Source organism: Rarobacter incanus, assembly GCF_006715765.1.
GTDB classification, from domain to species: Bacteria; Actinomycetota; Actinomycetes; order Actinomycetales; family Cellulomonadaceae; genus Rarobacter; species Rarobacter incanus.
In genome coordinates this window covers 1239498-1251345 of the sequence record NZ_VFNV01000001.1, presented here as the reverse complement: position 1 = coordinate 1251345, position 11848 = coordinate 1239498, and the positions used below count along the sequence as shown (strand labels likewise).

General features: G+C 65.3%; 15 protein-coding genes. 11 read left to right on the top strand and 4 right to left on the bottom strand.

Annotated features, from left to right (window positions below; translation table 11 throughout):
- The first annotated feature begins 54 nt into the window (after positions 1–54).
- The 4 genes from FB389_RS05345 to FB389_RS05330 all read left to right on the top strand — a co-directional run bounded on the left by FB389_RS05345 (position 55) and on the right by FB389_RS05330 (position 2061).
- On the top strand, positions 55–333 hold the full coding sequence (locus FB389_RS05345; protein WP_142111705.1) for a type II toxin-antitoxin system Phd/YefM family antitoxin: 279 nt from the start codon (positions 55–57) through the stop codon (positions 331–333).
- A gap of 3 nt (positions 334–336) precedes the next feature.
- Positions 337–756: a type II toxin-antitoxin system VapC family toxin gene (locus FB389_RS05340; RefSeq protein ID WP_142111704.1), complete on the top strand. Its 420-nt coding sequence runs from the start codon at positions 337–339 to the stop codon at positions 754–756.
- Between the two features lie 10 nt (positions 757–766).
- The gene (gene dtd, locus FB389_RS05335) at positions 767–1195 is read left to right on the top strand and encodes a D-aminoacyl-tRNA deacylase (protein WP_142111703.1); all 429 of its coding nucleotides are present in this window, start codon (positions 767–769) and stop codon (positions 1193–1195) included.
- Positions 1196–1257: 62 nt separating this feature from the next.
- Positions 1258–2061, top strand: a complete 804-nt coding sequence (locus tag FB389_RS05330; RefSeq protein ID WP_142111702.1) for a formate/nitrite transporter family protein — start codon at positions 1258–1260, stop codon at positions 2059–2061.
- A gap of 490 nt (positions 2062–2551) precedes the next feature.
- Here FB389_RS05330 and FB389_RS05325 read toward each other — a convergent pair whose 3' ends face one another.
- Positions 2552–3343 (bottom strand): HAD family hydrolase, encoded by a 792-nt coding sequence (locus tag FB389_RS05325; RefSeq protein WP_142111701.1) that lies wholly within the window; start codon positions 3341–3343, stop codon positions 2552–2554.
- A 107-nt stretch (positions 3344–3450) separates the two neighbouring features.
- Here FB389_RS05325 and FB389_RS10445 point away from each other — a divergent pair, with 107 nt between their 5' ends.
- From FB389_RS10445 to FB389_RS10435, 4 genes are all read left to right on the top strand, one after another.
- Positions 3451–4173: a CpaE-like family protein gene (locus tag FB389_RS10445; protein ID WP_170207885.1), complete on the top strand. Its 723-nt coding sequence runs from the start codon at positions 3451–3453 to the stop codon at positions 4171–4173.
- Complete coding sequence (locus FB389_RS05320) at positions 4170–5426, top strand: TadA family conjugal transfer-associated ATPase (protein ID WP_170207884.1); 1257 nt, start codon at positions 4170–4172, stop codon at positions 5424–5426. The genes FB389_RS10445 and FB389_RS05320 overlap by 4 nt, the downstream gene beginning before the upstream one ends.
- 98 nt (positions 5427–5524) lie before the next feature.
- Positions 5525–6085 (top strand): hypothetical protein, encoded by a 561-nt coding sequence (locus tag FB389_RS10440; protein ID WP_211344957.1) that lies wholly within the window; start codon positions 5525–5527, stop codon positions 6083–6085.
- On the top strand, positions 6082–6621 hold the full coding sequence (locus tag FB389_RS10435) for a type II secretion system F family protein (protein WP_170207882.1): 540 nt from the start codon (positions 6082–6084) through the stop codon (positions 6619–6621). Before FB389_RS10440 ends, FB389_RS10435 begins: the two co-directional genes overlap by 4 nt.
- 177 nt (positions 6622–6798) lie before the next feature.
- Here the strand turns inward: FB389_RS10435 and FB389_RS05310 are convergent, their stop codons facing one another.
- The 3 genes from FB389_RS05310 to FB389_RS05300 form a co-directional block, all read right to left on the bottom strand.
- Positions 6799–7362, bottom strand: coding sequence for a hypothetical protein (locus FB389_RS05310; RefSeq protein ID WP_142111698.1), 564 nt, complete (start codon positions 7360–7362; stop codon positions 6799–6801).
- Positions 7355–8245 (bottom strand): DNA-methyltransferase, encoded by an 891-nt coding sequence (locus FB389_RS05305; protein WP_142111697.1) that lies wholly within the window; start codon positions 8243–8245, stop codon positions 7355–7357. Before FB389_RS05305 ends, FB389_RS05310 begins: the two co-directional genes overlap by 8 nt.
- 175 nt (positions 8246–8420) lie before the next feature.
- A complete protein-coding gene (locus tag FB389_RS05300; RefSeq protein ID WP_142111696.1) occupies positions 8421–8759 on the bottom strand; it encodes an ArsR/SmtB family transcription factor in 339 nt (112 codons plus the stop codon).
- A gap of 74 nt (positions 8760–8833) precedes the next feature.
- Between FB389_RS05300 and FB389_RS05295 the strand changes: the two genes are divergently transcribed.
- The 3 genes from FB389_RS05295 to FB389_RS05285 all read left to right on the top strand — a co-directional run bounded on the left by FB389_RS05295 (position 8834) and on the right by FB389_RS05285 (position 11848).
- A complete protein-coding gene (locus FB389_RS05295; protein ID WP_142111695.1) occupies positions 8834–10885 on the top strand; it encodes a heavy metal translocating P-type ATPase in 2052 nt (683 codons plus the stop codon).
- A 235-nt stretch (positions 10886–11120) separates the two neighbouring features.
- On the top strand, positions 11121–11447 hold the full coding sequence (locus FB389_RS10690) for a DUF4244 domain-containing protein (protein WP_246043534.1): 327 nt from the start codon (positions 11121–11123) through the stop codon (positions 11445–11447).
- 2 nt (positions 11448–11449) lie between these two features.
- Positions 11450–11848, top strand: coding sequence for a TadE family type IV pilus minor pilin (locus FB389_RS05285; protein ID WP_142111694.1), 399 nt, complete (start codon positions 11450–11452; stop codon positions 11846–11848).

Here is an 11848-nt window from a genome sequence, read left to right as displayed (position 1 = left end):
GCGGGGTGGCGCAATAACGTACGGATTGACACGCCGGTCTTGTACCATTGGTGCATGGACGTCTCCGTGAGCGCCTTTCGGGCGGAACTCAAGTCGTGGATCGAGCGCAGCAAGGCCGGCGAGGACATCGTTATCACGGAACGCGGCGTGCCGGTTGCGCGGCTCAGCGCCGTGGGTTGCGCTGATCTGATCACCGAACTTGTACAAGAAGGCCTGCTGAGTTTGCCGGCCAGCCCTCGAGCCGAGCCGCCCGCGGCCGTAGCCGGTGAATCCGGCCCCGCTACGGAGTCCAAGGGCGCGGTTGCCGCACTGTTTTCCCGCAGGCGGCGCTGAGAGATGGCGGTCGTGTACTTTGACGCGGCAGCGCTGGTCTCGCTGTGCGTGCACTCGCCGCGGACCGCGCTGGCGCGGCGCCTGTGGGTCAGGGCCGACGCGCTGATCACTGCGCATGTCGCGCGGGTGCAGGTCCCCGCCGCCTTGGCGCAGGCGCGGCGCGCGGCGCTTCTCGGTGAGGCCGATATGGTCGCCGCCCTGCGGCAATGGGAGGCGGCGCTCGCGCAGATGTGCGTCATGGAGGCGAGTCCGGGTGCGGCGGAACGCGCGGCGCGACTCGCGGTCGAATGCGACATCCGCGCCGACGACGCCTGGCACCTGGCGGCAGCGGAACGGTTCAATTCGAGCGATATGATCTTCGCCGTGTGGGATTCACGTTTGGAGGCGGCCGCGCGGGGACGCGGCCTGCCGGTGTGCGGATAGGGGACTGGGCATGCGGGCGGTAGTGCAGCGGGCGACGCGAGCCGAGGTGGTCGTAGGCGGGGCCACCGTGGCCGCGCAGGCGGGGCCGGGACTGGTTGTGCTGGTTGGTGTGACGCACGAGGACGGGCCCGGTGACGTGGCTTACATCGCCCGCAAGGTCGCCGATCTGCGATTGCTGGCGGGCGAACGCAGCGTGCGGGAGGCGGACGGTTGGGTGATAGTCGTCTCCCAGTTCACGCTGTACGCGGATGTGCGCAAGGGGAGGCGGCCCACCTGGAACAACGCGGCGCCTGGCGCCGTCGCGCAGCCTCTGGTCGATCAGGTCGTTGCGACTTTGCGCGATGAATACGGACTTACGGTGGAAACGGGCGTATTCGGCGCCGACATGGCAGTGAGCTTGACCAACGACGGGCCGATGACGATTCTGCTCGAGTCCTAAACCGCGGTTAGCGCAGCAAAAAGTCCCAAATGCCCGGCCGGCCGGGATGACACTATGGTCGGGTGCTGAACTTAGTCGAGACCCTTGAACTCCAGGACTACAACGCCACCAAGAAGGCGAACGGCATTGCGGCGCCGTGGCGATTCCTGGTGCAGGCCATGCTCGCGGGCGCCTACATTGGCGTCGGCGTGATCATCATGGTCACTGCCGCGGGGCCGCTGCTTGCCAATGGTTCCGGCTGGGCGAAGATGGTCAGCGGATTGGTCTTTCCGGTCGCGTTGACCTTGGTCGTCGTCGCCGGCGGCGAATTGGTAACCTCGTCGATGATGACGCTCACGCAGGGTTGGGCGCGCCGTGCCATCGACGGCAAGCAATGGGGAATGACGCTCGGGTTCACGTTCCTGGCGAACTTCGCCGGCGCGTGGGTCTTTTCCGTGTTTGTGTGGATGTCTAAGGTCGCGGGCCCGGAAACGCCGGGTGGGCAGATGCTGGAGAGCATGCTCAAGGCCAAGGCGCACGAATCCGGTTACGAGATGTTCGGCCGCGGGGTGCTTTGTAACGTGCTGGTGTGCCTTGCGATCTGGTCGGTTGCCCGCCTCAAATCCGAAACCGCGCAGCTCATTGTCGTGTTTTGGTGCATCATGGCCTTCATTACCTCCGGGTTCGAGCACGTCGTGGCGAACATGACGACCTACGCCGTGGGGATGCTCAGCGGCTACGAGGGCGCAACCGTCGGACACTACGCGACGAACATGCTCTACGTGGGCCTGGGGAACCTGGTCGGTGGCGCGATGGTGGGGCTGGCGTATGTAAGTTCGACGAAGCGGAAAGAAAAGATCAAGGACGAGGCCGCCCCCGCCGCCTAACGGCCGCCGCAAGGCCGGAGGCGCCCGTTGGGCGCGCGCTGTGGTACTCGCCTGGCTCGCTGCGTGGGAAGCTTGCGGGCCGGAGGCGCCCGTTGGGCGCGCGCTGTGGTACTCGCCTGGCTCGCTGCGTGGGAAGCTTGCGGGCCGGAGGCGCCCGTTGGGCGCGCACGGTTTCGCAGTCCTAGTCCGATATGGCTGAACATGGGAATGGCACTTCGCCAAGTGGTCGAAGCGCCATTCGCCTGCAACTGGGAAAGCGGGCTAGCAAGCGCGCCGTATGTTCGTCGTTACCGCTGCTGCGTGTTCGACGTACCCGATGTGAGTGGGTTGCCTCGCGTGTGGGTTTCCGCTTTCCCATTTTTTGTTGTGCTTCAATTATGCTGCCACAATGTGTCCTGCGCCACATTTACTCGACAATTGGCGCAATAGTGAGACGGATTCTTCCGAAATGTGAACGGCGGTCGCGGCGGACCCTGGAATCGCTGGTATTTCAGCGAGCGTGGCGCCGCCAGGCAGCGACGGCGATGACCGCCGCGATGGCGGTCAGGATCGCGGCGAGCGAAATGGTGGCCGTCGTGCGGGAGACGGGGAACTCGTTCCATAATGACACCGGGCGCGTGAACACGAGCGTGTTCCAGCCCTGCTCCGCCGCCAACTTGCGCAGGTTGCGGTCGGGATTGATGGCGTATGCGAATCCGACTGCCTCTAGCATCGGGGCGTCCGTGATCGAATCGGAGTAGGCATACGACCGCGACAGGTCGTAGCCCGCGCGGGTGGCCAATTCCCGCATCGCCTCGGCCTTGGCCGGACCATAACAGTAGAAATCGATCCGACCGGTGTAGCGGCCGTCGACAGCCTCCATGCGAGTCGAGATTGCGTGATCGGCGCCGAGCGCCGCTGCGATTGGCTCGACGAGTTCGGAGCCGGAAGCGGAAACCACGACAACGTCGCGCCCCGCGGCATGATGTTCCGCGATGAGCTGGACGGCCTCCGCATAGACGTAGGGGTCGATGTAGTCGTGCAGGGCCTCCGCGACGATCGATTGCACCTGGGAAACGTCCCAACCGGTCACCAAGTCCGAGAGGTACCGGCGCATGCGCTCGGTTTGGTCCTCATCGGCCCCCGCGATCATGTACAGGAAATGGGCGTAGGCACTGCGCAGGACCGAGCGCCGCGACATCAGGCCGCCGGCCAAGAACGGGCGCGAAAAGGCCGCAGCGCTGGACGTCGCGATGATCGTCTTGTCCAGGTCAAAGAAGGCCGCGGTCTTGGGGGAGCTCACATATACGAGCCTAGCGGCTTTGGCGATGAAGTGGAGCGCTGGGGAAAGTTATCCACACCCTGGAATCTGGGGGGCGTCGCTGATGCGACCTAGATCAGGGTTGTGACATGACTTCACGAGTGATTGCGGTGACGGGCGCCAGCGGCGGGGCGGGGTGCACGACCCTTACCCTGCATCTGGCCGGCGCGCTGGGCGGTGTTGCCGTGGACGGGCGGCCACTGGGCAACGCGCTCGAGTTGGCGGGAATCGAGTTGGACGATGGGCTGCGCTGGCCCGCCCTGATGGCTGGGTCGTCGGCGGGAGATCCGAATCGCGCCATCTCCAGCATGCCCAGCTGGTACGGGGTGCCAATTCTGGGCGGCGCGGACGCCGACACGGACATCGGTGATCCCGGTCATATCGAGGTCATCAACGCGCTGAGCATGCAACGCATTGTTGTCGTAGACGTGGGGTGCGTGGACCTGATGTCCGGGCGCGGGGAAGCCCTGCGAAACCAGATCGGGCAGGTGATCGCGGTCGCGCGTCCGCGCGTCACTGACGCTGCTAAGGTCGCGGCCCTTGTGCGGACATGCGGGGCCCCGGTGCACCTCGCGGCGCGCGTGGCACGCGCCGACACTATGGCGCCGTGGGACCTTTCCAACGCCTACGGCTGCCGGGTTGCGACGGTGATCCGCGATGTTCGCGGGCTGCCGAAGGCGGTCGATTGCGGGGTTGGCCCGTCCATGGCAAAGCCGCGGTGGAATGCCGGGCGGTCTGCCACACCGCGCGGCGCGACACCGGAGCATGCGGCCGCATCGCTTGCGCGGATGGTGCGGGGCGAGGCACCATGATCGACTTTCCCCCACCTGCTCCGCCCGGGGGCCGTGCCGATGACAGGGCGGGCGGACGCGGTGCGCAGCGGGCGGCGGCGATGGCGCGTGCGATCAGGCAGGGCCTTGTGCGCGATGGCGCGGACCTGACGTATGACCGCGTGCGGGCGCGGGTGTGGGAGCAGACACGGATGCTGACCTCCGCCGAACAGGCCGACGTGTTGGCGCGGGTCTGGGCCGATCTGACGGGTGCCGGGCCATTGCAGGAACTGCTGGCGACCCCGGGAACTACCGACGTGCTTGTCAACGGGCCAAACGATGTGTGGTGGGACCGCGGAAACGGTCTGGAAAAGGCGAACATCGATATTGGGGCCGACAGTGACGTGCGCACACTCGCGATGCGATTGGCCGCGGCGGCCGGGTGCAGATTGGACGATGCGGTCCCGCATGCCGATGGCAGGCTGCCCGGCGGGGTCAGGCTCCACGCGATGCTTCATCCCCTGGTCGATTCCGGTGCCGTGATTTCGTTGCGCATCCCGCGAAGCGAGCCCTGGACGCTGGCCGACCTGACGGCCAGGGGCATGATGCCTCGGCAATGGGAGGTCCTGCTCGGCAGGTGCGTCGCGGAGAAAATGGGGATCATAGTCTCCGGCGCGACGGGGTCAGGCAAATCCACACTTCTCGGTGCGCTGTTGCAACAAGTCCCTACGAACGAACGAATTGTGCTGATCGAAGAATCGAAGGAGATCGATGTCGCGCACCCGCACGTCGTTCGATTGCAGGCGCGCAGGGCGAATGCCGAGGGGGTGGGGGAAGTCTCGATGCAGCAACTAGTCAAGGAAGCGTTACGCATGCGCCCCGACCGCATCGCCGTAGGGGAGGTACGCGGCGCTGAACTGCGCGAAATGCTGATTGCGTTTAACACCGGTCACCCCGGGGGAATCGGCACATTGCACGCAAATACGGCCGCCGACGTTGCCGCGCGGCTTGTTTCGTTGGGGCTGATGTGTGGCTTGCCGCCGCGCGTGCTGGCGAATCAGGCCGCCAGCGCCCTCGACCTGGTAGTGCACGTTTCCAGGGTCGACGTTGGCGGCAGCGTCGAGCGTCGGGTCACGGATATCGCGATGCTGGTTCTGGCACCAAACCGCGATGATCTACTGATCGAACCGGTGGCGCAATGGGATGGGCGCAATCAGTTCAGGCCGCGCGATGGGTGGGGGCCGCTTGCTGCCCGAGTGGGGGCGGTTCCGCACCGATCGGACCGGGCGCGATGATACGCGCAATTGGTGTTGCGCGGCTCGGCACTGACGCGCCTGCGGGTGGGATGTTCGGGGGAGATGTCGCGGCTGCACTGGAATCGGTGGCGTCGTCTATGAGGGTGGGCGCGCCGCCGCAAGAGGCCTGGAGGGCCGCGGGGGTGAATTGCGGGGCGGACGGCGTGCCGACCCCAAAGGCCTTGGTTGCAGCGTGGGACCTAGGTCAGGTTGGTGGAACGCTGCGCGGTGTCGGGCGCGGAAGAATGCCGGATTCGTCGCGCGGAAGCGGCCCAACGGGCGGACTGCACGCGTACGCGCGGGCCGTCCACGTGGTTGCGGGAATGTCGAGGGAACTCGGTTCCCCCCTAGCGGACGTCGTGAGCCAGATCGCGTCGAGTATTCGCTCGCACGAAGAGGCGCAGCGCGCGCGGGCAACGGCATTCGCCGGTCCAAAGATGAGCGCCCGCGTCATGATGGCGCTGCCGCTGGTTGCCGCCCTACTGTCTGCGCTGCTGGGCGTGCGTGTCTGGGAGATCTACGTCGATGGGGGTTTCGGGACGATGAGCGCGGTGGCTGGCCTGGGGTTCTTGGCCGCGGGGGTGCGTTGGGTCGGCACTATTCTTGCGCGCGCGGAGCTGGCCGCCGTGCGGCAAACGCGAGCGGGGGGCGGACGGTGATTTGGCTCTTGGTCGGAGCCGGAATAGCGGCGGCGGTGGAAGGACTGCCTCGCCGGATCGCGGGTGGCAGGGTCATCGTCGAGCGCGGGGCGACAAGCGATCGGCGAACGCAGCTGGACGATGAACTGGTGATCGCCGTGGTGAGCACCGCGATCAGATCCGGTTCTCCGCTGCTGGTCGCGCTCTCGGTCGCGGCGCAGCAAATTGCGGGGGCCGAGGGGGAGGCGCTCGCGGGCTTCCTCGCCCGCGTGCGAGCGGGCAGTTCCTGGGAGGCTGCTTCTTCACCTGTGGATGGCGTGCCGCGGCGCTTGCTGGATGCGTTAAGCGGCTCGTGGAACCACGGCGCAAATGCGCAGGCCGCCCTGCAGTCGCTGAGCACGCGAGTGCGTGAGGAACAAGCGGCACGATCCGCTCAGGCCGCGGCGCGGCTGAGCGTGCTGCTCGTGATTCCCCTTGGCGCGTGTTTTCTCCCCGCGTTTGTCTTCTTGGGCATGGCGCCGCTTGCGCTCGGTCTTTGGAACGGAGGGGCGGGGTGAGCGCGCTGTGGAGTGCCTGCTGTGGGGCGTGCGAGTCGGCGCTCGTTCCTACTCCTTACGCGCTTGCACCCAAGAATGAACGCGCGGACAACGTCGGCAGGCGTGATCGGATCGGTCAAGGTGTTTTCAAACCACGCGAGCGCGGGAGCCCGACGCGGTGGTGGCCCAACGCGGTGTTTAGCCGTGCGACCCGCGTCCCATTTTGCGGAACGCATCGGCGACGTCTTCTAGGGTGTCGCCGTACTCCGCCATCCAGGCGGGTGGCCTATCGGCCGGGAACCCAAGCCAGAAGGTGTCCGAGCCCCCCGCGCCGGTGTGTTGGGGCGTGTGCCCGATCACGTACTGACGCAGCAGATCCTTGGGAAGCAGCCAAGCGCGCGCGTCTTGCGGCATCAGGCCGAGGCAGAGACAGTAGTCGTATTCTTGCTCGCGAATCTGCTGAAACTTGAAGTCGCCCGTGCTCCACAGCGTCGACATCTTGATCTCGATGCGGTGTCCATTGATGATGCGGTCGGCTTCGCTATTCGGTGACCGTTTGACCGGGAACCCCTGGCTCTCGGCCCATTTCGAGATCAGCTTCTCGCCCACCGCACCCTTGGTGCGCGAGGGGAGCTTGAGGATCCACCCAAACGGGCTGGTCGCCCAGGGGTCGTCCTCGTCAGCCGCGTAAGCGTCGGCGAGCGACGCCGACGCGGCAACAAGCTCAACGTAATCAGGGTTTCGGTTCGTAGGTTCACTCACCCTGCGAAGTATGCAGTACTGTGACCCGAGAATCCAGAGCGCCGTCGGCGAGCCGCCTTTCCATGACGGCGATCGCCTCTGGGTTGCTGTCAACCAATACCCACCGCCGGCCAAGGTCACGCGCCGCCGCGCCCGTTGTGCCGCTTCCGCCGAAGAAGTCAAGCACCCAGTCGCCTTCGTTGGTGCTTGCCTGAACCATTCGGCGAATAATGCCGACCGGCTTCTGCGTCGCGTACCCAGTGCGCTCCTTGCTCGCGGGGGGAACTATGGTGTGCCACCAAACGTCGGTGGGGAGTTTGCCGAGGGCCGCTTTTTCAGGCGTGACTAACCCCGGTGCCATATAGGGCTCGCGGTCCACGTCTTGGCCGTTCCAAACGTAGTTCGCGGGGTCCTTGACGTACACCAGGATGTTGTCGTGTTTCGTGGGCCACTTGGTCTTTGATCGTGCGCCGTAGTCATACGCCCAGATGATCTCGTTCAAAAAGCTCTCGCGCCCGAAAAGCGCATCCAGGACGACCTTCGCGTAGTGGACCTCTCGATAGTCGAGGTGAAGATACAGCGCGCCATCGGGGGTGAGGAGGCGCCACGCTTCGAGCAGGCGAGGCTCCAGGAACGCCCAGTAGTCCGTGAATGCATCATCATAAGAGTGGAGTGTGCCCTTGACGGTCTCGTAGGTCTGACCTTTGAATCCGACACGCGAGCCCGTCGCCGAGCGGCGCGTCTTGAGGGACTGGAGACGCTGGGTGCGTCCGGTATTGAACGGCGGGTCGATGTAGATCATCCGGAAGCTCTCATCGGGCAGAGTCTTGATGAAATCCAGGTTGTCTGCCTCTACGATGAGATTGTCTCCGTCCGGCGCCCACATTGGTTGTCTCGCTGTCATATACCCATTCAATCACGCGCCTGTGACAGCGCAGGCGGGCCGCTAAGAGGGGTGCGGCGCGCCCAGCAGGGGGCCTTTCTTGAAGGCATCGATCACGCGTCCCAGCGGCCCGCGGGTTCTGCTCGCCCGCTCACGTCTCGCTCTCGAAGCCAGGGGCAACCGCCGGACCCAGGGGTCACTCTGAACTTCGGTCGGGTAGGTGAGATGCGTGGCCGATGGCCTGGTTCAGCAGGTCGTTCACGTGCTCATCGAAGAGCCGATAGCAGACGTTCCGTCCGTGTCGGACCCCGACCACGAGATTGAGGTGGCGCAGCAGGCGCAGGTGATTCGACACGGCAGCCTGCGCCGAGCCCAACCGCTCGCACAACTCACTGACCGTCGCGGGCCCTTCGAGTAGGCAGCTTAGAATCCGCAACCGCAGCGGCGAGGCCAAGGCGCGCATGACCTCGGCTAGATACTGCGCGTCCTCCTCGCCGAGAGCGGATCTGCTCGCGGCAGGCAGATTTTGCTTCATGAGAATCATTCTATAACAAGGCCCCCGCAACAAGATATGCACATATCAGAATGTCGTGATGTATAGTCGTGATTATGGATACTTCTTCAGCAAGCAAGCCGGATCGCCACGAGCACGGAGCTTCCAACATCGAGTTGTGGTTCGCGATCGCCGCGGGAGTCGCATACGCGGCCGGGATGGTCTGTGAGTACGTCATGCACGTGCCCGCGCAGTGGGTGTCGCTGGCGTTCTTCCTCGCAACGTACTTTTTCGGGGGATTCTTCACCTTCAAGGAGGCGATCGCCTCGACCCTGCGGGGCAAGTTCGAGGTCGATTTCCTGATGCTGGTCGCCGCCATCGGCGCCGGCGCGATCGGGAAGTGGGGCGAGGGAGCGGTATTGCTGTTCCTATTCTCCTTGGGGCACGCATTGGAGGCTTACGCCATGGGCCGGGCGAGCCGGTCGATTGAATCGCTCGCGCAACTTGCGCCGCGCACGGCGCTGGTGCGCCGGGGCGACGCAGAAACCGTCGAGGTGCCGGTCGATGACCTGCGCGTCGGCGACGTCGTGATTGTGCGCCCGAACTCAAGGATTTCCGCCGATGGATTCGTGATTTCGGGAAGATCCGCGGTCGATCAATCCGCCGTGACGGGCGAATCCATTCCGGTGGAGAAGGCGCCGGTGGCTGACCCGGAGTTGGCCACGCGAAGCGCCGACGCCGTCCCCGCTGCGAATAAGGTGTTCGCGGGCACCGTCAATGGCAGCGGCGCGCTGGAAATCCGGGTAAGTGCGACGGCCGCCGACTCGACCCTCAGCAGGGTGGTCGAACTGGTGACCAGCACCGATCAGGCTGCTTCACCCACCCAGTTGTTCATCGACAGGTTTCAGCGCTGGTACGTACCCGCGGTCATCCTCGGCGTGTTGGTCACGCTGTTCGTCTCGTGGCTGGGCTGCGGCAACGATTTCGCGGACGCGTTCTATTTGGCGATGACCGTGCTGGTCGCCGCTAGCCCGTGCGCCCTAGCCATCGCCACCCCGGCCGCGGTGCTGGCAGGCATTGCCCGGGCGGCACGCGCTGGTGTGCTCGTCAAGGGTGGCGCGCCGCTCGAAACTCTCGGCCGCGTCAAAGCCATCGCCTTCGACAAGACCGGGACCCTCACGTGGGGCACGCCCAGTGTGACGACGGTGAAGCCGGCTTCCGGGCCTGCGGGCGAAGCGCTTGTCCCGGTGCTTGTTGCTGTCGAGTCCCTGAGCGACCACCCGCTGGCGGCGGCGATTGTCCGCGATCTTGGCAGCCGGATTCCCCCGGGCCGGGAAGTGACGGCCGCCGACCTGCACGCCGTGACGGGACGAGGCCTAACCGCTACCGTCGACGGCCGACCCGTGCAAGTCGGCAACCTGCGCATGTTCAGCGAACAAGGGTTGGGGCTACCGGCCGAACTCCAAGACAGCTACCGGCAGACCCAAGACGATGGTCAGACCAGCATGATCGTACGTTTCGACGGCGAGTTCCTAGGCCTGGTGGGGGTGATGGACCGGGCGCGGCTTGAGTCGATCCAGGTCATGGAGGCGCTGCGCGAGGCCGGCGTCGGGCAGATGATTATGATCTCCGGCGACAACCGGCCTGTCGTCGAAGCCGTGGCGCGCGAGGTTGGCGTCGACGCTGCTTTCGGCGACCTTCTGCCCGAAGACAAGGTCACCCAGATCGGAATGCTGCGTGAACGGTACCGGCCAATCGCGATGGTCGGGGACGGGGTGAATGATGCCCCCGCGATGGCCAAAGCAGACGTGGCCATCGCCATGGGTGCCGCCGGCTCGACGGTAGCGCTCGAAACCTGCGACATTGCGCTGATGAGCGACGACCTGGGCCGCGTCCCGTTCAGTGTCAGGCTCAGCCGGGCCACGAGCCGGATCATCGCGCAGAACCTCGCAGCCAGCATGCTGGTTGTCGCATTCCTGATCGTCATGACCTTCAGTGGGCTCAACATCGGCCTGGTCGTGCTGATTCACGAAGGCTCCACCCTGCTGGTCGTGGCCAATGCGCTGCGCCTGCTGAGCTTTCAACCGGGCAAGGAACACCTGGGCATCGATCACGAAGAAAACCCACTGCATGGGCAACCGCTTGGAGAGCACAAGGCCGCCCTGTGAACTGGCGCCAACCGCGCGAGCATTGGGCGCGCGAGCGGGTCTGCTGCGCGGTTCGGCGACCGCTGGGTCGGATTCTTTGGCGCACGGCTTAGTAGCGGGCACACCCGCGAGAAGTTATCCACATGGCCGTGCGGGTACATCGAAGTGGGCCAGGCTCCTGGAATATCTCATCTATCGGGTCGCGAAGAGGCCCGGTGAACGTGCACATTGACGCTACGAAGAAGGGATTCAGGACATGCTTCAGACAATTTCGCCGGGGGCTCACGGGGACCGGCCGGATCGGGCCAGCGATGCGACTCGCACCTCGACCGCTACGTTTGTTCATCACGAAAGTGCGATTCACGACACCGTGCCGGTAGGCATCTCGGCGCGGTGCCGCGCGCACGTGGCCAAGGTCGGCAATCAGATGCGTCGATGCGGCGACGCGGGGCTTGCCACGGCCGAATACGCCATTGCGACGATTGCGGCCGCAGGGTTCGCGGGGTTGTTGATCGTGGTCCTCAAATCGGATTCGGTCCGGGGTTTGCTCGAGGGGATTATCAAGTCGGCCTTGAGCGTGTGAGCATGCGTTTGGTTGGCAACGCTGGTGGAGCGCCGGTGCAGGTGGGTGCCGCCGTGGCGGGGCAGCGAGGTAGCGCCACGGTAGAGGTTGCCGTGGCGCTACCCGTTGTCGTCGTGGTGTTGACGCTCATGATTGCGGTGGTGCAGGTCGGGGTACAGCGGGTGGGCATTGAGCGGGCAGCGGCGGTTGCAGCGCGGCAGGCGGCATTGGGGGACAAAGACGGTGCGGCGCAGTTAGTGGCGAGAATTGCGGGGGACGAGGCCCGCGCCTCGATTTCCGAATCCAACGGGTGGGTGAGCGTCGAGGTGTCCAGGTCTGTCCCGGGGCCTTGGCGGGGTCTTGCGATGTCAGCAAGGCAGAGCGCGCCGACGGAGGCGCACTTGGTGGGGGTTTCCCTGTGA

Coding starts and splice junctions, on each gene's coding strand:
- FB389_RS05345 (WP_142111705.1), top strand. CDS start 55: ATGGACGTCTCCGTGAGCGCCTTTCGGGCGGAACTCAAGTCGTGGATC.
- FB389_RS05340 (WP_142111704.1), top strand. CDS start 337: ATGGCGGTCGTGTACTTTGACGCGGCAGCGCTGGTCTCGCTGTGCGTG.
- dtd (WP_142111703.1), top strand. CDS start 767: ATGCGGGCGGTAGTGCAGCGGGCGACGCGAGCCGAGGTGGTCGTAGGC.
- FB389_RS10445 (WP_170207885.1), top strand. CDS start 3,451: ATGACTTCACGAGTGATTGCGGTGACGGGCGCCAGCGGCGGGGCGGGG.
- FB389_RS05320 (WP_170207884.1), top strand. CDS start 4,170: ATGATCGACTTTCCCCCACCTGCTCCGCCCGGGGGCCGTGCCGATGAC.
- FB389_RS10440 (WP_211344957.1), top strand. CDS start 5,525: ATGAGGGTGGGCGCGCCGCCGCAAGAGGCCTGGAGGGCCGCGGGGGTG.
- FB389_RS05305 (WP_142111697.1), bottom strand. CDS start 8,245: ATGACAGCGAGACAACCAATGTGGGCGCCGGACGGAGACAATCTCATC.
- FB389_RS05300 (WP_142111696.1), bottom strand. CDS start 8,759: ATGAAGCAAAATCTGCCTGCCGCGAGCAGATCCGCTCTCGGCGAGGAG.
- FB389_RS05295 (WP_142111695.1), top strand. CDS start 8,834: ATGGATACTTCTTCAGCAAGCAAGCCGGATCGCCACGAGCACGGAGCT.
- FB389_RS10690 (WP_246043534.1), top strand. CDS start 11,121: ATGCTTCAGACAATTTCGCCGGGGGCTCACGGGGACCGGCCGGATCGG.
- FB389_RS05285 (WP_142111694.1), top strand. CDS start 11,450: ATGCGTTTGGTTGGCAACGCTGGTGGAGCGCCGGTGCAGGTGGGTGCC.